Source organism: Hydrocarboniclastica marina, from assembly GCF_004851605.1.
In the GTDB taxonomy this organism is placed as follows: domain Bacteria; phylum Pseudomonadota; class Gammaproteobacteria; order Pseudomonadales; family Oleiphilaceae; genus Hydrocarboniclastica; species Hydrocarboniclastica marina.
Genome location: NZ_CP031093.1, coordinates 2,212,132 through 2,232,330, shown reverse-complemented (window position 1 = coordinate 2,232,330; position 20,199 = coordinate 2,212,132). Strand labels below are relative to the sequence as shown.

The following is a 20,199-nucleotide window of genomic DNA, read 5'->3' as shown; positions in this document are numbered from 1 at the left end:
AGACTATACTGCAGTAACTAAAAGGGGCACAGCGCAGGGGTATGCGTCATTCACAGCAGGCCGTATACGCTTTATGCTGCGTCTTGTGCCCGAACCGTCCCGGAGTTTGTCCAGCGCCTGCTTGATAGGCATGGGGAAATACGGGCAGTCACGAGCCAGATCAGGTCGAGACCCGCATGGACAGTCGAATAAAGAAATTCAGCAAGATGATGGCCGAAGCGCCAAACTACGAGGTCTGGAAAGCGGCCGCGCTCGAGCTTGACTACCTGCAGGGTAACTTCGAGTGGAAAGAGACGTTCGTTTCAGATATCTACAACTACGAGATGATCTACCACAGGCTTCGCCAGCTTCGGGAATGCCATCACCAGCATGACTACAGGACGCTGCAACGCGCCTTGCGCGAAGGCCTGCACCATGACCTGGGCAATATGGGCGACCCGCGCCTTTACCAGCACAGCTACGTAGGCACAAAGCACCTGATTGAAGAGTATGTCAATCAGGTTTGCGAGTCCCTGAATGTGCTTTGTGACACTCAGGTGGAAGGGCTTCCGAACGCGGAGAAGCTGTCTTTCTTCAAGGATACCCTGCTCAGCTTTGGGCGCCCGGCGCTGCTTCTGAGCGGAGGCGCAACGCTTGGCCTGTTCCACCTGGGGGTGATCAAAGCGCTGTGGGAGCGCGGCCTGTTGCCACAGGTCGTGGCTGGCTCCAGTGCCGGGGCTATCATGGCGGCCATGCTCGGCACTCACACTGACGCTGAAATCCCGGCGATGCTGGATCCCGACAGCCACAATCTCGACGCCTGGCGATGGCTGGGCATTCTGAGTGGGCTCAAGGGGAAGGGCTTCATGGACCAATCCCAGTTGGAGCGGTGCCTGCGTTCCAACATCGGTGAGCACACGTTTGAGGAAGCGTATGAGCGCACGGGAAGGTCGATCAATATCAGCGTGTCTCCCGTTCATCAGCACCAGAAAGAGCGGCTCCTGAGCGGTTACACCTCGCCCTATCTGTTGGTGTGGAGTGCAGCCCTGGCCTCAGCTGCGGTGCCGGCCATATTTCCGCCCGTCACTCTGATGACCAAGGACGTCAACGGCGAAGTGTGCCCCTATATGCCGAGATTGCGGTTTGTTGATGGATCTGTGGTCAGCGACCTGCCTATCGAACGTCTCAAGCATCTCTACAACATCAACTTCACGATGGTCAGTCAGACCAATCCCCATGTGGTACCGTTCCTCAAGCTGAAGAACAGGGATGAAAAAACCGGACTGCTGGGCTTGCCTTTACAGGCGGTGAAAAGCGAGCTGATGTTTCATGGCAAGGGCGCGTTCGACTTCCTGCGGAAGCGTGTACAGCCGGAACTTTTGCGCCAGATCTCCGGTCAGGTGTATACGATTATGGCCCAACGTTACTATGGCGACGTCACATTTGCGCCCCGTTACAGTCTTCAGCACTACCGGCGTATGATGTCCAACCCGACACCTGAATTTGTCCGGCAAATGATGCTTGAAGGCGAACGGGCGACGTGGCCCCATATTTCACAGATTCGCAGCCATACCAAAATTTCCCAGACGATGGAGCGCTGTATCGCCCGTCTTCGCAAGCAGGCCAACCATCGGCGCGCGGAGATTCGGGTAATCGCTTAACGGGACAGGTGGGTCAGGCTCCAGCGCGGACGGCTGACCAGCGCAAGCTTGTTCCGTTTACCCGAAGCGGTATACGGGTCAGCGGCAGCGATGAAAGACTAACGAGTCAACCCGCCGGGGCACGAGCCTCGGAGTTAATAGACAAGTACACGGGCGCTCGACCTGTTGCCGCGGCATGTTGCCCATGCGCCGGATGACAGAGCGCGTCCCGGACCCTATCATGTTTTTTTTCCGGTGTTTATTTGAACCCCATGTATAACGACTTCTTCGGCCTGCGGGAAGCACCTTTCTCGATTGCGCCTGATCCCCGCTATCTCTATCTGAGCGAGCGCCATAAGGAGGCACTTGCTCACCTTATGTATGGGGTACAGGGGCAGGGCGGTTTCATCGTTATCACCGGGGAAGTTGGCACCGGGAAAACGACAGTCTGTCGCTGTTTCCTCGACAGCGTACCCGAGCATGTTGATGTCGCCCTCGTCCTGAACCCCAAGCTCTCGGCGCGCGAGCTGCTGGCCAGCATTTGTGATGAACTGGCCCTCAGGTATCCCGCGGGCGCATCGATTAAAAGGCTGATTGATGTCATCAACAGTCACTTGCTGGCCAGCCATGCTCAGGGCCGCCATACAGTCCTCGTCATTGACGAGGCGCAGAACCTGACGCCGGATGTGCTTGAGCAGCTCAGGCTCCTGACCAACCTCGAAACGGGCGAGAAAAAGCTGCTGCAGATTGTACTTCTGGGCCAGCCCGAACTGCAGGAGATGCTCGACCAACGGGAATTGCGGCAGCTGGCCCAACGCATAACCGCCCGCTATCACCTGAACGCTCTGGATCGCCAAGAGCTGTCTTCGTACATTCGCTATCGGCTTTCCGTCGCGGGCGGACGGCACCTCATCTTTAGCCCAGCCGCCCTGAAGACGCTTTATCGCCTCAGTAACGGTATCCCCCGGCTAATAAACCTCATCGCCGACCGGGCTCTGCTGGGAGCCTACAGTCAGAACAGCGGTGTCGTAGACTCGGCAGTTATTCGTAAGGCGGCGGGGGAAGTCCTCGGTCGCAGCGGTGCCACCGGATTCGCCTTCGGCAGTCTTGGCCCACGCCAGTTAGTAATGGCCAGTATGGTCGCATCTGTAGTCGCGATCGTTGCTTTGACCTGGGCATTGAGTACGCTGGATTTTCTGCGTCCCACCGGCAGTGCTGCTGTCGTCCAGCAGAGCGCGCCTGCAGAAATACCGGCGCCCGAAACCGGGGCCGAAATCCAGTCGCCGGATACGGAGGACACGGTTGAGCAGACTCTGGCCGACAGCATTTCAGGTTCAGATTCAGATGTGGACGAAAACCCGGCCAACCAGGGCGATCCAGAAGCACAGGGAAACGGTCCAGAAACACGGGGAAACGATCCAGGAGCACGGGGAAACGATCCAGAAACACGGGGAAACATGGTCCCAGAGTCTGATTCCCTCGAAATTGCAGATCCTGAGCAGTCCGGCCCCTCCGGCGATCAGTTGCTGGGCCAGTGGGTTGCTGGGCGTGACAACACTGGGCCTGCGTACAGATCGCTGTTCCAGGCTTGGAATCTTACCTATGGTGAGGATGGGTTTGGCTCTGCCTGCGGGTATGCGCAGGCGCATGGACTGCGTTGTCTGCACCGGCAGGGCAACTGGCGCAGTCTGGAGCAACTGGACCGTCCAGCGGTTCTGCGCCTGCACAACGCGGTGGGCGAGCCCTTTCATGTCGCGCTCCTGGGATTGGATGAGGAGCGGGCGCGTATCGCTCTCGACGGAACAGAACACGTCTTACCCAGAGCACAGGTTGACCGGTACTGGCTGGGCGATTATTCCGTCGTCTGGAAACTGCCGCCTTATGAACTTGAGCCGGGCGACAATGCGATTAGCAAAGAGACCTGGCTGCAACAGAGTCTTGCAACCGTCCGTGGTAAATACCGTCTGCCTGATGCTGTAGTCAACGGCGCGGGCGAAGTCTCACTTGAGGAGCAGGTGGCCTGGTTCCAGCGCCGCGCCGGCCTGATCCCCGACGGCATCCCGGGCACGGTCACGCTCATACGTCTGAACAGCGAGCTGGATCCCACGCTCCCTCGCCTTTCAGGCGCGGTCATTCCAAAACATCTTGCCCGGCAGGACTGAAACCAATGTCCTACATTCTGGAAGCATTGCGCAAGTCAGAGATCGAACGAAAGCAGGGCGAAGTGCCAAGCCTGGGTTCGTCAGTTCAGATTATCCACAAACCCAGCAGAACGAAGGGCCCGTGGCTTCTCTGGACTGTTTTGATTGTGCTGGTGATGAATGGGCTATTGCTGGCCTGGCTGTTTTGGCCCCAGATGGGATCGCAGCCCCTACCAGCCGCAGTGGTTGCCCCACCGGCGCCTGTCGCTCTGGTGCCGGCGCCGGGCCAGTGGGCAGACTCTGAGCAATCCGGAGCGAAAAATCCCGAGCCCTATCTGCTGCAGGAGACCCCCCGGCCAGCGAGCCAGGCGAACACGCGACCCAGCCCCGGGAATCCAGATGCCGCCGATGCGCGTCAGCCGGAAACCCAGCAGCCTCAGGCAGGAGGCACTGCAGTGCCCACAGCAGTACTCGGGCCCCAGCCAGAGATGGCATCGGCTATGGCGGACTCTGCAGCTCTTCCAGCGCCGGGCAGTAACGATGTGGCGCAATCCAACACACCGGCGCAGGCTGTACAACAGCCTGGCCCAGAACAGGCAACCTGGGGCAAGCCGGATGCAGACGTTGCAGCTGCCGGGGAAGAGGTTCCATCAGATCAACAGGCCGGGTTTGCTGTTCCCGCCCTCGGTGAGATGTCCACCAGCTTTCAGCGACGCGTGCCTGACCTGGTGTTCAACTCCCATATTTTCTCATCCCGGCCCGATGCACGTCGTGTAATGATAAACAGCGAATACCTGCGGGAGGGTGCGCGTTTCGGCGACATGATAGTCGAGGAGATCACCGAAGACGGCGTCATTCTTAGCTTGCAGGGCGAACTTTTTGCGGTCAGCGTCGTGCGTAACTGGAACAGGCCACGTTAAGCCAAGTCGCTGTCTGGGCCTTATTCAGGGGCACGGGCTTGCCCTTCAGTGCGCAAAGAGGCTTAACTTCGCCCGTCCTTTTCCGCGGTCTTTTTCCATTCCTGTCCTCCGGTTCCCAAATGCTTGAAGATGTCGTAAAAGACGCAATACAGACCGCCTATCGGGATTTTCTCAGCGGCAAAGGCATACGCGCCCGGTATGGCCAGCGGCTGATGGTCGCCGAAATTGCGCGCTACCTGGGCGATATTACCCAGGCAGACGGCGCACGGACGTCCGCTCACGGTGCCTGTGTGGTCGAAGCTGGAACAGGTACCGGTAAAACCCTGGCATACCTGCTGGCCACGATCCCCGTGGCCAAAGCGCTAGGTAAGCGGCTTGTCATCTCGACGGCGACGGTAGCTCTGCAGGATCAGATCGTCGGCAAGGACCTCCCTGACGTTAGGGCGCATACGAAACTCGATTTCAACTGGACGCTTGCCAAGGGGCGGGGGCGCTATCTTTGCCTGTCCCGGCTCGAAGGCCGCCTGCAGGACGAAGGCGTAGGGAACAGCGAAAGCATGCCTCTGTTTCTGCTCGAGGATGCCCCCGACGGTGGCGATGCCCGGGCCTTCTACGAAAAGATGCTGGCATCCTACGCCAGCCAGAAGTGGGACGGCGACCGGGATCACTGGCCCGAGACGATTGAAGATGATCGCTGGCGCCGAATTACCACTGACCATCGAGGCTGTACCAATCGCCACTGTGCGTATTTTGACAGCTGCGCCTTCTTTTCAGCCCGCAGTGCGCTGGATGAGGCCGACGTTATTGTCGCCAATCACGATCTGATTCTGGCAGACCTCGCGCTCGGTGGCGGGGCCATTTTGCCAAAACCCGAAGATACCATTTACATATTTGATGAGGCTCACCATCTGCCGGAGAAGGCGCTGTCGCACTTCGCCGCAAGCGCAGGCATAAACGGCGCCCGCAATTGGCTCAAGCAGCTTAGCCAGATTCTGGTCAAGCTTTCGCCTTTCCTGCCAGCGGGTACCCAGGCCGCACGGGCGATCGACCGTATCAGCGCGGCGGCGCGCAACCAGGACCCGTTGCTGGAAAACCTCTATACCTGGCTGTCCACCCAGCTGAAGTGGGAAAAGGGCAACGACGGACGCGCCCAGCTCCATCGCTTTCCCGAAGGCCAGTTGCCGGATGACTTTGCTGAGCAGGTTCAGGCACTTCTGCCTGAATCCGCGCTGGTCTGCCGTGAGCTGGACGGTCTGGCGGATGTGCTCAATCGGGGATTGGGCGACCGACCGGATAACGAGGTCGACAAAGCGACCGCCGAGTCCTGGTATCCGGTCGTGGGCCAGCTTCATGCCCGTAGCGAAGAGCAGGTGGAACTCTGGAGATCGTTCGCGGCAGAGCTGGCTGAACAGCAGGGGCCGCCGCCAGCCCGGTGGGTGCAGCTGCAGCAGTGGGAGCGCGGCGAGGAGCTCACGCTTTACACCAGCCCGGTACTGGCGGATGGGCTGTTGGCCAGCAGGCTCTGGAGCCGCTGCTTCGGTGCCATTCTTACCTCAGCGACATTGACGGCGCTGGGCCGGTTTGACCGCCTGAACCAGCGCGCCGGACTGCCTTCGGGCAGTCGATTTCTGGTGGCGCCGCCCGCTTTTCGTTACCAGGAAATGGCCACCGTGGAAGTGCCCGCTGACGCGATGGAGCCGGGAGACTCAGCGAGTTATACCGAGGCGTTGGTCAAGGCGCTGCCCAAGCTGTGGGCTGACGAAAAAGCCGTGCTCGTTCTGTTTACCGCCCGCAGGCAGATGCACGCGGTAAGGGATGCATTACCGGCTGATATTGCGGTAGATGTCAGTACTCAGGACGACCACGCCAGAGGCATTGTCCTGCAGAACCACCGGGACCGGGTTGATGCCGGCAAACGTAGCGTCCTCTTTGGCGTCGCCAGCTTTGCAGAGGGGATCGACCTGCCAGGCAATTACCTGGAGCACGTTATCATCACCCGGTTGCCCTTTTCTGTGCCGGACGATCCTATCGAGGCAAGCCTTGCGGAATGGATTACCGAGCGTGGTGGCAACCCCTTCATGGAGATCAGCGTGCCTGACGCCTCCATCCGCCTGGTGCAGGCTGCCGGCCGCTTGTTGCGTACAGAGGACGACCGCGGCCGTATAACCATCCTTGACCGACGGATTCTGACGCGCCGCTATGGATCGCTCTTGCTCGATGCGCTGCCCCCGTTTCGACGGGTCTTCAGCTAGCAGGTAAGCAAGCGCAAATTGGGCGGCAACCGGGAGTTCTGGTAGGGAGTTCTGGTCGGGAGTTCTGGTGAGTTCGAGACCGGTTGAGGCGTCCTTCCGTGTTATTCAGACAGGGTTACTCAAACAGGACACTAGCCCGGAAATCGAATTGTAGCGAAGGGCGAAAACGTGGAGGGGCGGTTTTCCTGACGGTGGGCATGCACTGCGGTTCACTCTTTACTACCGTTCGCCCTTTACTACCGTTCGCCCAAAAAAAGAGGCGCCATACATAAAATATGGCGCCTTGCTACAAAGGGGTCTCGAAGGAAGACCCTGGGGAAAACAGGAAACTGAAGGCCTGAAGTTTCAGTTCTGTTCAATCGATGCGTCGATCGATGGGTTAAGTGTAGGCAGGGCGGGGGCGTAGGCGGATCGTCCAAAGGGCGTAGCGGTAGGCGTATCTGCTAAAAAATGTGATAGAGGTCACAAGAATATTCAGAAATGTTGCGGTGCGGGTGGCCTTTCAATCGCATGAGGGGCAGGAAGCCGGCGACTGACCCTTGTCTCTTGGCGATCAGTTGCGCCTCGTACTGACCAGCATTGACTCTTACTGACCCGCGTTGACTCGTACTGGCCCGAATTAGCTTATACAGATGCACGTCGACTCGTGGCGTCTCCCGGCTACTGCAGTAAGCCAAGCCCCCGTGCTTTGGCTAGTGCCTCGGTGCGGCTGCTGGTGCCGAGCTTGCCGTAGAGATTGCGAATATGGGCTTTCACCGTCGTTGGCGCAACATCGAGTTTTTGCGCGATGACTTTGTTCGACAGCCCTTCGTGGATCAGGGCCAGCACTTCCAGCTCCCGTTGGCTCAATGGCTCCAGCAAGTCCGACTCGGCAGGGGCGGTCGCGGGCTGTTTCACGCTGATCTGCGGCGAGCTTTGCTCGAGTAGAAGTTCGTCCAGTTGCCGTACCCAACCTGGATTGAGCCCGGTGGGCTCAACTGAACGGTAGATTTTTGCCAGCGCAGGACCCTCTTCGTAGAGAAGCCGGGTGAACCCATCCCGTGCAGCCAGTTTAAGGCCGCGCTCCAGCATGGTAGCGGCATCGTCTGCACGACCCAGTGCTGCAAGCGCGGTAGCGTAGACCGCGAGCAGTTCAATCAGGTGCTTGATGTGCTCGCCTTTCTCGGTCGCCAGGCGCAGCGGATTGAGGACCGCGATCGCGCGCTCCGGTTCGCCAGTCGCAACGCGAACCCGGGCAACGGTAATCGAAACCTGCTCTCTGTTGATCGGGTTGCGGTAGCGTTCCGGGTTCACTTTATCCGCCCAGGCGCGGGCTTTGTCCAGTTCGCCGAGGCCCAGCAGGCAACGCACTCTAAGTGCCTCCAGGCTGGGTGGCTCGAACAGGATAGCGTCGCCCTTGCGCGCCAGTACATTCTCGGCGTCCTCCAGCGCGGCGATGGCGCTTTCGTATTCGTTCTGAGAGAAGTCGAGGTGCGCCCGGACATACTGGATAACAATATGCTGGCCCGGTTCTGTCCCCTGGGTGACATGCTCCAGCAGCGGGTTCAGATAGGTTCGGGCCAGCTCCAGATCATTCCGCTCCCTGTAGATCTGTGTCATCGAACTGTTCTGCCAGCACGAGATCATTTGCGGCTGGCTGGTGTCGGTGTGGAAGCTGTCGACCCAGGAGCGCACTGTTGAGCATGTCTCAAGGGCCAGTTCCATTTCACCCTGGTAGAACAGTATCCAAGCCATCAGGCCGCCGCTTGAGAGCACGGTGGAGTGTCTTTTTTCGCGCTTGCCATGTTCTATCGCTGAAGACAGCGCCTGCCGTGCTGAAACCAGGTCCCCGCGGGCGAAGCTGTCGAGTCCGATCCCGTAGTACGTTACCGACTTGAGGGGAATGTCCGTGTGGTCAATGTCTCTCAGGACGTCGCGGGTCAGGTCGGTGGCACTGTCCAGATCGCTGCGCATACGAGCGAGGTACGAATGCACCAGAGCTATTTCGCTGTGCAGGTCGAGGGCGTGGTCGTCCGGTGGGTTGGCGTCCTGGGAATAGCCGTTGGAAGCGCCCTGCGCCTGGTCGCCAAGCAGGGCTTCCAGGCGTTCCAGTAACGGCTCGATCAGGTCGAGCTTGTTCGCAAAAAAGAGGCCCCAGACCCGGATCATCAACAGCCGAGGCCGGTCGTCAGCGTAGCCCTGCGGTAGCGCATCCAGCCAGTTAACGACGTTGAGATGGTAGCCTTCGTGAATGAGGTTGTTGCCGTGTTGCTCCAGAACCTGAGCAAGCCAGTCCCAGTCTTCCAGTTCGATCAGATGGGAAATAGCCTCGTGAAAATGATCATGTTCAAGAAACCATTGGGAGGCCTTTTGCAGAAGCTGAGCGTGACCGGCAGGGTCAGTTCTACAGGACCGCGCGCAGAGGGCCTCCCGGAACAGGTCGTGGTAGCGGTACCAGTAGCCGCTGGTGTCCAGCGGAATGATGAAGAGGTTGGCTTTAACCAGGGCTTCCAGGCGGGACGCACTATCATCTGTTCCCAATAGAACGTTGCATAGCGCAGGGCTCAGACGGTGACAGCAGGCCGTAGTCAGCAGGAATTCCCGCACATCTTCAGGCTGCTGGTCCAGTATCTCAGTCAACACATAGTCGCTGACGTGCTTCTGGTGCCCGCCGTAGCGGATGATGTCCTGCTGGGAGGTGGCTGAACCGTGCGGCCCGGACAGTGCGGCCAGCTGCATTGCCGCAGCCCAGCCCTCCGTCTTGCGCCATAACTGGTGAATACTTTCAGCCGAAAGCGACATCGCCATGTAGTCGCCAAAAAACTGAGCGCATTCTTCCTCGGAAAAAGCCAGGTCGGAAGCGTGTACCTCGCGCAGCCAGCCGCGCACGCGCCAGCGGGCCAGCGGCAAAGGGGGCTCTGTGCGGGAGGTCATCAATAGCATGAAATGGGGCGGCAAGTAGTCGACCAGATAGCCCACTTGGCGGTGGACCACGGGGTTTTCGACCGAGTGGTAGTCATCGAGAACCAGCGCATAATTGCCTGGGAGTTCAGCTATGGCGTTTATGATGGCGGTTATGATTGCGTCGAGGTTGCGTTCGTCAAGCTCCGCCAGTCGCTGGTTGAGTTCTTGTGGTGGCAGAATTTCCTGGCCGAGTGCCCCGATAAAATACTGCCAGAAACGCCGTGGATCATTGTCGTAGCTGTCCACCGCAAACCAGGCGACTTTTCTCTCGGTATCGGTTGACGCGCACCACTGATTGATCAGTGTGGTCTTGCCGTACCCTGCGGGTGCGATGACGGTGGCAATGCGGGCCGCATGCCCGCCTGCCAGTCGTTCGAGCAGCCGTGGCCGGGTGATTGAACGCGGGGCGAGGGCGGGTTTAAGGAACTTGGTGGCCAGCAACATCCGATGCACTTCCGATGAGCCGGACTGGCTCAGTCCGGCGTTCTTTTATGCATTGTCAGGGCTGCTAGCTGAGAGTCAAGGGCTGCGATCATACAGCCACTGCTAGCGACTACTATTAACCACGACCAGAAGATATTAACCACGACCCGAAGATATTAGCCAAGACTAGAAGAAGGCGTACTTTACCCCGATAAGCAGCAGCAGGCTCGCAAGGCCAGACTGCAAAAGCCGCTCGGGCACCTGGTTGGCCAGACGGGAGCCAAAGTGTATGGCCGGGATGGAGCCTATCAGCAGGCTGCCCAGAAGCATCCAGTCGATATGGCCCAGATGCCAGTGCCCCAGACCGGCAATCAGGGTGAGGGGCACGGCGTGAGCCAGGTCGGTCCCGACAACACGAACGGAGCTCAATGCGGGGTAGAGCAGAAATAGAATGGCGGCGCCAAAAGCACCCGCGCCCACGGATGAGAGGGTCACGCATACCCCGAGAAATACACCGGCAGCAACGGTAACGCCAGGCCGGTTGCGATCCAGCCACGGTGACGGTGCTGCAGCACGTGCATGCCACTGCTGCAGGCGTCGGCGCATCAGAAGCACAATTGACGTCAGTATCAGCATCACGCCTAGTGTGGACAGGAGAATTCCCCGATACTCCGCGGGATCCTGAAAGATACGGGAGAGTATGAGGATGGTGAGTAGCGACGCGGGCAGGCTACCCATGGCAAGCCTTCCAACGATGGTCCAGTCGACGGTCAGCTGGCGGTGATGGGCAACCACACCGCTGGCTTTGGTAGCGGCTGCGTAAATAAGATCGGTACCGATCGCAATGTGAGTCGGAAACCCGAACAGCAGCAACATGGGCGTCATTAGCGAGCCGCCCCCGACACCGGTCAGGCCTACGGCGAACCCAACGCCAGCGCCGGTGATGATGTAGAGCAGAAAGTCCGTCATGGTAGTTTAACCGGTGAAAAGAAGTGGCTGCGGTCGGCAACCCGAAGCCACTGTAACGACGCGGGGCTATTCCTAAAAAGAATATTTATTTATATTTATATGCACGTTATGGTGTTTTGGCGGTCGAGCTGCACCGGCGAGCGGCAATACCGCGTATCCCTTCGTGCAAGCAGGAGTTCATATGAAGCTGCAGCAACTGCGGTACATTTGGGAAGTCGCTCACCACGACCTCAACGTTTCGGCAACCGCGCAAAGCCTGTTTACCTCCCAGCCCGGCATCTCCAAACAGATACGTCTGCTCGAAGACGAGCTGGGTGTCGAGGTTTTTGCGCGCAGCGGTAAGCACCTTAGCCGGATCACCCCGGCAGGCGAGACGATCATACGCGAGGCCGGGGAAATTCTGCGCCGAGCGGAAGGCATCAAAAAGATCGCCCAGGAGTTCAGCAATCAGCGCCGGGGCGATCTCAGCATTGCTACAACCCATACCCAGGCCCGCTATGCGCTGCCTAAAGTTATTCAGGGCTTTGTTGAGGCCTATCCGGAGGTGTCGCTGCATATGCACCAGGGCACGCCGATGCAAATCTCGGAAATGGCAGCGACAGGGGCCGTGGATTTCGCTATCGCCACGGAAGCCCTGGAGCTCTTTAATGACCTGATCATGATGCCCTGCTATCGCTGGAACCGCTGTGTCATCGTTCCTCGCAATCATCCTTTGGCAAAGACAAAACGACTGACTCTGGCGGAAGTTGCCCGTTACCCGCTTATTACCTATGTATTCGGCTTCACCGGCCGGTCAAAACTCGACGAAGCCTTCGCTGCTGCCGGGTTGACGCCGAAAGTGGTGTTCACCGCGGCAGACGCCGACGTTATCAAGACTTATGTACGGCTGGGGCTGGGTGTGGGTATTGTTGCCCAGATGGCTGTCGATGAAGTGGCCGATTCCGATCTGGTAGCGCTGGACGCCCGGCACTTGTTTGCGCCGAGTCTGACGCGTATCGGGTTCCGTAAGGGCACTTTCCTGCGGGGCTATATGTATGATTTTATTGAGCGGTTTGCGCCTCATCTGACGCCGGATCTGGTTGAGGCTGCTTCGCATCGGACCAATAGTGATGAGTTGGATGAGCTGTTTGCGGGGATTGAGTTGCCGACTTATTGAGTGATAGCAGGTATTGGTGTTGCCATTGCCGTAGCAGCTGTCATTGCAACTGCAACTGCAACTGCAACTGATAAGGCTTTCGTCCATCGCCTTTGGCGCTGACCGAGTCACTTCTTTGTCAGTAGCGACAAAGAAGTAACCAAGAAAACGCCACCCCCTTCCTGCCACTTGCTTCGCAAGCGGTTCGCTGTGCTTCTCGCAGGCCGGGGGCGTGCTCTAAACTCGCTTCGCTCAGACAACGAGCCCACTGATCCCCGACCTGCTGCGATGCTCGCCAGTTCAGAGGGGAGGGAGTGGAAGTCAGGTTGGGGTTGTTTGTGCTTGGCAGCGGCTGGGTTTGCAACTTTTACTGCCACGGCCACGGCCAGGGCTTTCGTCCATCGCCTACGGCGCTGACCGAGTCACTTCTTTGTCAGTAGCGACAAAGAAGTAACCAAGAAAACGCCACCCCCTTCCTGCCACTTGCTTCGCAAGCGGTTCGCTGTGCTTCTCGCAGGCCGGGGGTGGGCTCTAAACTCGCTGTGCTCAGACAACGAGCCCACTGATCCCCGGCCTGCTGCGATGCTCGCCAGTTCAGAGGGGGAGGGAGTGGAAGTCAGCTTGGTGCCAGGTGACAGGTAAAGAAAAAATTGTTCTGGCAGTTTTTGCTCAAGCACCCGCCCACTTTTTCGTTTTTTCACCGGATCCTAAGACAACGCCCAATCCCCTCTAAGCTGTCGAGCACCGGAGCCGCGCGAAGATAAAGCGACCTCGTTGTCTGAGCGAAGCGAGTTTAGAGGGCGCCTTCGCGCGGTGAGGAGCGCAGAGGCCCCCTCGGTACGAGGGGCAGCGCAGCGGGGTGGCACTTTCTTGGTTACTTCTTTGGTGCTATTGCCAAAGAAGTGACTCGGTCAGCGCCGAAGGCGATGGACGAAACTCTTTGTCTTTAAGGCCGGAAGCCCGGCCCAAGGTACCAAGCACAAGGTCCAACCGGAAAAACCAAATGCACAAGCTACCGGCCAACTCCCAATCCCCTCTAAGCTGTCGAGCACCGGAGCCGCGCGAAGATAAAGCGACCCCGTTGTCTGAGCGCAGCGAGTTTAGGGGGCGCCTTCGCGCGGCGAGGAGCGCAGAGGACCCCTCGGTACGAGGGGCAGCGCAGCGGGGTGGCACTTTCTTGGTTACTTCTTTGGTGCTATTGCCAAAGAAGTGACTCGGTCAGCGCCGCAGGCGATGGACGAAAGCCTTGGCTTTTGTTCTGGCTTCAGTTTTTGTCTCAGCCTAGTTAAAACAGAAACAACGGTCTCACCGGATCAGCTCTGGTCCCAAACGCCGTCACGCCTTTTAAATCCCTATACTTTAGCGATCACATTGGCGGCATGAAGCCCGCACTCCTTCTGAGTGCTCTCCTCCCACCACCAACGCCCCTCCCGCTCATGCTGACCCGGCAGCACAGGCCGGGTACAAGGCTGGCAGCCGATGCTCACATAACCCTGCTCGTGGAGTTTATTGTAGGGCGCCTCAGTCATGCGGATGTAATCCCAGACTTCCTTGGACGTCCAGTTGGCGAGAGGGTTGAACTTGACCAGCTCATGCTCTTCCGTGGAGAAAGCCTCGTCCCGCTGGACCAGAGGCACCTCTGTGCGGGTGCCGGGGCTCTGATCCCGCCGTTGGCCGGTGATCCATGCGTCTACCGTCGACAGCTTGCGTCGCAGAGGCTCGACCTTGCGTATACCGCAGCACTCCTGGTGCCCGTCCTGGTAGAAACTGAACAGTCCTTTTTCCCCAACCATTTCCTGTACAGCCCGGGCATCAGGGAAGAGAACCTCGATCTGAAGTCCGTAGTGCTGGCGAACCCGCTCGACAAACTCGTAGGTTTCGGCCGGAAGACGGCCGGTATCCAGAGTAAATACCTTCAGGTTCGGGTTGAGGCGATGGGCCATCTCAATGAGCGCCACATCTTCCGCGCCACTAAACGATAGCGCAATATTATCAAACGATTGGAATGCTTTCTTTAGAACGTCTCTAGGCGAGGCGTCATCGGTTAGTTCCGCCGCTAGGGTTTCTGCTGACTGCATCTGGACTCTCTCGATCTCGATAGGCGCTAATTGAATGGAATAAACCACGCGCTTTTTTATGTGTTTTTACGAATTTGGCTCGCCAGGTTTGCGCAGATATTAGCATTGGGCGCCGCGGCTTTAGAAAGAATGCGATGACATAAACTTATGCCGCGTTACAATCCCCGTTTCATCACGCGCCGGCTTTTACTATGATAAGCCGGCTTCCTGCTCAGCGATTCTCATGCGGCCGAACGTCGGGCCGAAGCAGGGCTTATTCAATTCGAAGGAGTATCTTGTGGAACTTGCCTGCCTTGATCTGGAAGGGGTTTTAATTCCGGAAATCTGGATTGCGTTCGCCGAAAAAACGGGTATCGAGGCCCTGAAAGCAACGACACGTGATATCCCCGATTACGATGTACTGATGAAGCAGCGGCTCCGGCTACTTGATGAGCACGGCTACGGATTGCCAGCCATTCAGGAGGTCATTGGTGAACTCGATCCTCTGGACGGTGCTGCTGAGTTTCTGGACTGGCTTCGACTGCGCTTCCAGGTCGTCATTCTCTCTGACACTTTCTACGAGTTCGCTATGCCGCTTATGGCTAAACTGGGGCACCCGGCGTTGTTGTGCCACAAGCTGGAAGTCGCGGAGGATGGCCGAATCGTCAACTATCACCTGCGCCAACGCGACCCCAAGCGTCAGGCTGTGCGTGCGTTCCAGCTCATGAACTACCGGGTTATTGCAGCCGGCGACTCGTACAATGACACGACTATGCTGGGCCAGGCAGAGGCCGGTATTCTGTTTCATGCGCCTGACAACGTCATCCGGGAGTTCCCGCAATTCCCGTCGGTGGACACCTTCCCGGCTTTGAAAGAGCAGTTCGTGAAGTTGAGCGAGCGGGATCTACAGGTCTGATTCCTGAAATGGAAAGCCTGGCTTTCGGCATGAGCTGAAGGCCGGCACCTCGTACTTCTTCATTCCCCTCAAGCGCCACGGATAATCAATTAAGGGTCTGCTGGCGCCAGTATCTGCGCATTTCCGGAAAGCTCCTTCATCAAGGGGCCAACCTTGTCGAGCGTTTCCTGATATTCGCCGGCTGGGCTCGAGTCAGCCACTACGCCGCCGCCGCCATGGCAGTAAAGTTTCTCATCCCGTGCGTACAGCGTGCGTATAGCGATGTTGCTGTACAGCTTGCCCTCACCATTCAACCAGAACAGCGAGCCACAGTAGGGCCCGCGCGGGCTAACCTCCAGCTCTGCAATAATCTCCATGGCGCGGATCTTGGGCGCGCCTGTTATTGACCCGCCCGGGAAGCACCAGAGCAGGGCTTCGAAGGGATGAATCCCTGCCTTGAGTCTGGAAGACACTGTACTTACCAGATGGTGCACATTCACGAAACTGTGCAGCTCGGCGAGTGATTCCACCACGACTGAACCTGTTTCGCTGACGCGGCCGAGATCGTTGCGCAACAGGTCGACGATCATGATGTTTTCGGCCCGGTCCTTGGCGCTGGCTTTGAGTTTTTCGGCCTGCAGCTGATCCTCATGGGCGAAGCGGCCCCTCGGGCGCGTACCCTTGATGGGCTGGGTACGAACGCTGCCCTTGTTGATTTCCAGAAAACTCTCCGGAGAGATACTCAGCACAGTCTCTGTGCCGAGTTTGAGATAGCCGCAATGGGGGCTCGGGAATTTTTTGCAGAGTTGGCTGAATGCCTGCCAGAGCGAACCCGTGTATGTGCTTTCAAAACGCTGTGAAAGGTTTGCCTGGTAGATATCGCCATTTTGTATGTAGTGCTGCACCTTATATACCGCATCAACATACTGTTGACGCGAAAGATCTGCTCGAAAAGGCTTTGCTGAGAATCGAGGCAGACCTTGGCCATGAACGGCCCTTGAGGCTTGCAACAGCGAGAGAATCTCTTGCTCAATGCTAGCAGGGCAGTCGGGCGTTCGGCAAAGCCGGAGCCCGTCGCCCGCCAGATCGGGCTCCAGCCACCAGGCGTAGACGCCGATTCGTATGGGTTGGCGAGAGGCCGGTGAATGCCATTGTCGGATTGCAGGCTCGAGGCTGTATCCCGCATCGTAGTCGAGTATGCCCGCGAGTCGGGTGCTTTCGTGCAGAGGTGCCATGGCCAGGAGAACCTTGCGCGCCAGACTGGCACGGCTCTCGCCTGCCAGGCAGAGGTATTGAATAGGCTTCGCCGCCAGCCATTGGCCGCGGAACGCTTTGGTCCGGGAGGGTGGGGTGCCTATACAGACGAATCCCGGTAAGCTTGCGATCTGGCCAAGAAAACGCTCTAGATGATGGGCCGACGTAACCTGAAGGGCGGTGTAGTGCACGGGTGAACCTGAACTGCTGAAAGTGATTATTATCACAGACTTTTGAAGCTGTTATACAAAATTATTCTCGAACGCTGGCACTGTTTCGACTGTCGAACGTCGTGCGGGGTAGACAGAGCCTTCTCCCGCTGTAGCAATAGACAAGGTAGGAAAATTATGCTGAAAACCCGTTTTAGCCGTACAACGCTGTTTTCTCTTTTCTTGATGGGCCTCGGCTCGGTGGCTCCGGCGACACAAGCCCAGGAGCCGGGTGCAGCTGAGCAGGTCACACAGGAACAGATCAGGAAAGAGGCAGACCAGAACATCAAATACCTGTCGGGCCACGCCCTGCGCAAAGCCAAGACCATACTGGAAACCCATGGCGATTTTGCGCCTTTCGGTGCCGCGTTGTTTCCCGGCGGCAAAGTGCGATTTGTCTGGGCTGTGCCCCCCGGTTCCGAGCAGGAGAATATCAACGCCGCCCTCGTGTTGGGTGCCGTACGCCAGTCTCTCCAGGCACAGGCTCAAAACGGCGCCATTCTCGGTTCTGCAGTGGTTTATCTCTATCAGCCGAGTGAGAGCAAGAGCGACAAACCGCAGATTAACGTCGAAACGGAATACCTGAACGGACACGCGGTCGTTACCGCGACAAACTACGAGCAGGATTCTGAAGAAAATGTAACTTTTGGAGCGGCTACGCAAAGGGATTATGAACCGAAAGTCTTCGTAGCCCCTGCAAATACTGGGAAGTAGCCGCGAACACAGAATTAATTCAGGTGCCGACTTAATTGCGCCGTGGAAAACTGGTAATTTTTGAGCGCCCCAACTGTGCGCAACATCTCAAAACACAACCAGTTTTCCTGTAAAACTTGCACCACGGTTTCAAGGAAATAGCCGTAACAAGAACAACGATTTTCTACGAAACGCCAAGTTTAGGAGAATACAATGAAAGGCCTGAAAAAAATTGCACTCGTAACCGCAATTGCCGCCGCCCCTTTTGCAGCGCAAGCTGACCTGAAGGCGATGGATGATTCAGCCATGGGAGACGTGACCGGTCAGGCAGGTGTCACGATCGATCTGAGCGCCAACGTAAGCGTTGAAGAAATCGCGTATGAAGATCAGGGTTTCTTGGTAATCAACGGATTGAAATTAGGTGGTAACTCAAGTGAAGTTGCGAACGGCGCGGTAGACGCGCTCGACGACATTCGCTTGACCGTTGACGTAGCTGGTACCGACGCAACTGCTGACTTGGGCAACGGTGGCGTTTTCGCTGGCGAATATCTTGGTGGTCAAGGCAACTATACTGATGCTGACGGCAACGCTGTGAATATCGAAACTGATCAGGCTATCAGCGATGGTGACCTGGTAATCTCCCTGCGTTCGCAGACTGATGGTCAGGCAGTTGACTTTGGTATGGCGATCGGCAGCGTATCCCTGGCCAAGCAGGAAGGAAACGCTACGAACATCGGTAACCTGACTGCGTCAAACCCTGACAGCACTGTGCTGGTTTCTGATATGCAGGTTGATGGCTACATTGGTCCGGTCGATGTCGTTGTTCAGGAAGAGTCCAACAGCATGAACATCAACGCTTACTTCACTGCAGGCGGCGAGATGACCCTGCCGTTCATGGGCACCAGCCTGGGCTTCGAACTGCATAACCGTCGCGGCCAATCGACTGTGCTGACCACGGATACTGATACCGATGGAAACCCAATCTCGTTCGCTCACGCACAGGTTGATATCAGCGTTGCTGAAGACTACTTTGCAGCCGATGAAGATGCTCTGGCGGTTAACGTTCAGGACTTCTCCGGTGACCTGGACCTGACCAACATCACCATGGGTAACGGTGAGTCAATCGGCTCCATCTACATGACCGATCTTCGCGTCACTGCAGAGACTGTAATCTACGGTCACTAAGCCCTACGATCTCCGATCGTTCTGAAAGCCACCCTCCGGGGTGGCTTTTTTTCGTTCTAAAGGCACCTAACCAGCCGCTAGGGTGTGAAGTTGTAGCTCCTGAGTTGCAGCTAAAGTCCTCAGTTGCGTCTAGCGGGTGCTGAGATGGCGACTCAGGCCTGAGCCGTATTCTGACCCAAAATCCGGATAGTTAACGAAATGGAAATGTAGAGTTCATCTCTGTTTAGGTTCGACGAAAGAAGTATCCTGCAAGCGTGGGGAAACTATAAAAGCTAAAAATTAGCTACGAAAAATCTGGAGAATCGAGATGAAAGGCCTGAAAAGAATCGCTCTGGTAGCCGCAATATCCGCTACTTCGTTTACAGCCCAGGCGGAGTTCAGTGTTCTGGATGACGTCTCAATGGCAGACGTCACTGGCCAGGCTGGCGTTACTATCGATCTGAGTGCGAATGTGAGCATCAAAGAGATTGCCTACGAAGACCAGGGCTTTCTGGTCATTAACGGCTTGAGGCTTGGTGGCCACTCGGGTGAAGTCGCGGACTACGGCGCCGCTGACGCGCTGGATAACCTCCGCCTGACCGTAGACGTCGCGGGAAAAGACGAGCTAGCCGACCTCGGTAATAACGGCGTTTTCGCGCAGGAGTACCAGGGGTACCAGGGCAGCTACCTCGATGCTGACGGAAACCCCGTTTACCTCGAGTACTTCCAGAATGTGAGTGATGGCGACCTTGTGATCTCCCTGCGGTCGCAGGATGGCAATCCCGTTGACTTCGGTTTGGCGATTGGCAGTGTATCGCTGGCCAGGCAGGAAGGAAATGCGAACAACGTCGGCTACCTGGCCGCCGCAAACCCGGACGCCACTGTGCTGGTATCGGACATGCAAATCGACGGCTACCTTGGGCCGATTGATGTAGTTGTTCAGGAAGAATCGAACAGCATGAATATCAACGCCTATTTCACTGCGGCTGGTGAAATGACATTGCCTTTCATGGGTACCAGTCTCGGATTCGAGCTTCATAACCGTCGTGGACAGTCGTCTGTCATCGTCAACGGCGCCGGTGACGCAAACGGCAATGTGATTTCCTACGCCCACGCTCAGGTTGATGTTGGCGTCGTTGAAGGTTACTTCACTAACGGCGAGGACGCGTTGGGCATATGGGTGCAGGATTTCTCCGGCGATCTGGACCTTACCGACATTACGATGGGTAACGGCGCGTCTATAGGATCAATCTATATGACCGACCTGACCGTTACCGGTTATGCCGTAGTCTACGGCCACTGAGCCGTACGCTTGAAGACTTTGTAACAGCCGCCTTTCGGGGCGGCCTTCCTGTTAGAGCGAACAAGTCGAGACCTGATATTTCTCCCTGGCAAGACCTGAATAAAAGTTCCGATGATGCACGGGAATTGTCGATTGGATCTCATTCTGAGAAGTGCTGAAGCAGTACTCTGCCATTGCGATGATCAACATCGCCATAAAAATAAAAGCACAAAAATAATTTAG

Annotated in this window: 13 protein-coding genes; 9 read left to right on the top strand and 4 right to left on the bottom strand. The window is 57.2% G+C overall.

Going from position 1 to position 20,199, the window contains the following annotated elements; all coding sequences use genetic code 11:
• Positions 1–176 precede the first annotated feature (176 nt).
• The 4 genes from soil367_RS09945 (at position 177) to dinG (ending at position 6,932) form a co-directional block, all read left to right on the top strand.
• Positions 177–1,640: a DUF3336 domain-containing protein gene (locus tag soil367_RS09945; RefSeq protein WP_136548961.1), complete on the top strand. Its 1,464-nt coding sequence runs from the start codon at positions 177–179 to the stop codon at positions 1,638–1,640.
• A gap of 251 nt (positions 1,641–1,891) precedes the next feature.
• Complete coding sequence (locus soil367_RS19125; RefSeq protein WP_136550579.1) at positions 1,892–3,781, top strand: ExeA family protein; 1,890 nt, start codon at positions 1,892–1,894, stop codon at positions 3,779–3,781.
• Positions 3,782–3,786: 5 nt separating this feature from the next.
• A complete protein-coding gene (locus soil367_RS09935) occupies positions 3,787–4,680 on the top strand; it encodes a general secretion pathway protein GspB (RefSeq protein WP_246065249.1) in 894 nt (297 codons plus the stop codon).
• Between the two features lie 119 nt (positions 4,681–4,799).
• Positions 4,800–6,932 carry an ATP-dependent DNA helicase DinG gene (dinG, locus tag soil367_RS09930; protein WP_136548960.1) on the top strand — a complete coding sequence of 711 codons (2,133 nt, stop codon included), beginning with the start codon at positions 4,800–4,802 and terminating at the stop codon, positions 6,930–6,932.
• Positions 6,933–7,592: 660 nt separating this feature from the next.
• Here dinG and soil367_RS09925 read toward each other — a convergent pair.
• Both soil367_RS09925 and soil367_RS09920 read right to left on the bottom strand, forming a co-directional pair.
• Positions 7,593–10,319 carry a winged helix-turn-helix domain-containing protein gene (locus tag soil367_RS09925; RefSeq protein ID WP_136548959.1) on the bottom strand — a complete coding sequence of 909 codons (2,727 nt, stop codon included), beginning with the start codon at positions 10,317–10,319 and terminating at the stop codon, positions 7,593–7,595.
• A gap of 165 nt (positions 10,320–10,484) precedes the next feature.
• Positions 10,485–11,267 carry a sulfite exporter TauE/SafE family protein gene (locus soil367_RS09920; protein WP_136548958.1) on the bottom strand — a complete coding sequence of 261 codons (783 nt, stop codon included), beginning with the start codon at positions 11,265–11,267 and terminating at the stop codon, positions 10,485–10,487.
• 181 nt (positions 11,268–11,448) lie between these two features.
• Between soil367_RS09920 and cysB the strand changes: the two genes are divergently transcribed.
• A complete protein-coding gene (gene cysB, locus soil367_RS09915) occupies positions 11,449–12,423 on the top strand; it encodes an HTH-type transcriptional regulator CysB (protein WP_136548957.1) in 975 nt (324 codons plus the stop codon).
• 1,331 nt (positions 12,424–13,754) lie between these two features.
• On the opposite strand, the gene soil367_RS09910 is transcribed toward cysB, so the two are convergent.
• The gene (locus tag soil367_RS09910; protein WP_136548956.1) at positions 13,755–14,480 is read right to left on the bottom strand and encodes a phosphoadenylyl-sulfate reductase; all 726 of its coding nucleotides are present in this window, start codon (positions 14,478–14,480) and stop codon (positions 13,755–13,757) included.
• Positions 14,481–14,757: 277 nt separating this feature from the next.
• Between soil367_RS09910 and thrH the strand changes: the two genes are divergently transcribed.
• Complete coding sequence (thrH, locus tag soil367_RS09905; protein WP_136548955.1) at positions 14,758–15,375, top strand: bifunctional phosphoserine phosphatase/homoserine phosphotransferase ThrH; 618 nt, start codon at positions 14,758–14,760, stop codon at positions 15,373–15,375.
• 89 nt (positions 15,376–15,464) lie between these two features.
• Here thrH and pabB read toward each other — a convergent pair whose 3' ends face one another.
• The gene (gene pabB, locus soil367_RS09900) at positions 15,465–16,799 is read right to left on the bottom strand and encodes an aminodeoxychorismate synthase component I (RefSeq protein ID WP_136548954.1); all 1,335 of its coding nucleotides are present in this window, start codon (positions 16,797–16,799) and stop codon (positions 15,465–15,467) included.
• A 156-nt stretch (positions 16,800–16,955) separates the two neighbouring features.
• On the opposite strand from pabB, the gene soil367_RS09895 reads away from it, so the two are divergent.
• From soil367_RS09895 to soil367_RS09885, 3 genes are all read left to right on the top strand, one after another.
• Positions 16,956–17,531: a hypothetical protein gene (locus soil367_RS09895; RefSeq protein WP_136548953.1), complete on the top strand. Its 576-nt coding sequence runs from the start codon at positions 16,956–16,958 to the stop codon at positions 17,529–17,531.
• Between the two features lie 192 nt (positions 17,532–17,723).
• Positions 17,724–18,695 (top strand): DUF6160 family protein, encoded by a 972-nt coding sequence (locus soil367_RS09890; RefSeq protein WP_136548952.1) that lies wholly within the window; start codon positions 17,724–17,726, stop codon positions 18,693–18,695.
• A 307-nt stretch (positions 18,696–19,002) separates the two neighbouring features.
• Positions 19,003–19,977: a DUF6160 family protein gene (locus tag soil367_RS09885; RefSeq protein WP_136548951.1), complete on the top strand. Its 975-nt coding sequence runs from the start codon at positions 19,003–19,005 to the stop codon at positions 19,975–19,977.
• Positions 19,978–20,199 lie beyond the last annotated feature (222 nt).

Excerpts from the sequence above, each read along its gene's own strand:
- soil367_RS09925 (WP_136548959.1), bottom strand. The coding sequence starts at position 10,319 with ATGTTGCTGGCCACCAAGTTCCTTAAACCCGCCCTCGCCCCGCGTTCA.
- soil367_RS09945 (WP_136548961.1), top strand. The coding sequence starts at position 177 with ATGGACAGTCGAATAAAGAAATTCAGCAAGATGATGGCCGAAGCGCCA.
- dinG (WP_136548960.1), top strand. The coding sequence starts at position 4,800 with ATGCTTGAAGATGTCGTAAAAGACGCAATACAGACCGCCTATCGGGAT.
- soil367_RS09910 (WP_136548956.1), bottom strand. The coding sequence starts at position 14,480 with ATGCAGTCAGCAGAAACCCTAGCGGCGGAACTAACCGATGACGCCTCG.
- soil367_RS09890 (WP_136548952.1), top strand. The coding sequence starts at position 17,724 with ATGAAAGGCCTGAAAAAAATTGCACTCGTAACCGCAATTGCCGCCGCC.
- soil367_RS09885 (WP_136548951.1), top strand. The coding sequence starts at position 19,003 with ATGAAAGGCCTGAAAAGAATCGCTCTGGTAGCCGCAATATCCGCTACT.
- cysB (WP_136548957.1), top strand. The coding sequence starts at position 11,449 with ATGAAGCTGCAGCAACTGCGGTACATTTGGGAAGTCGCTCACCACGAC.
- soil367_RS09895 (WP_136548953.1), top strand. The coding sequence starts at position 16,956 with ATGCTGAAAACCCGTTTTAGCCGTACAACGCTGTTTTCTCTTTTCTTG.
- soil367_RS09935 (WP_246065249.1), top strand. The coding sequence starts at position 3,787 with ATGTCCTACATTCTGGAAGCATTGCGCAAGTCAGAGATCGAACGAAAG.
- soil367_RS09920 (WP_136548958.1), bottom strand. The coding sequence starts at position 11,267 with ATGACGGACTTTCTGCTCTACATCATCACCGGCGCTGGCGTTGGGTTC.
- soil367_RS19125 (WP_136550579.1), top strand. The coding sequence starts at position 1,892 with ATGTATAACGACTTCTTCGGCCTGCGGGAAGCACCTTTCTCGATTGCG.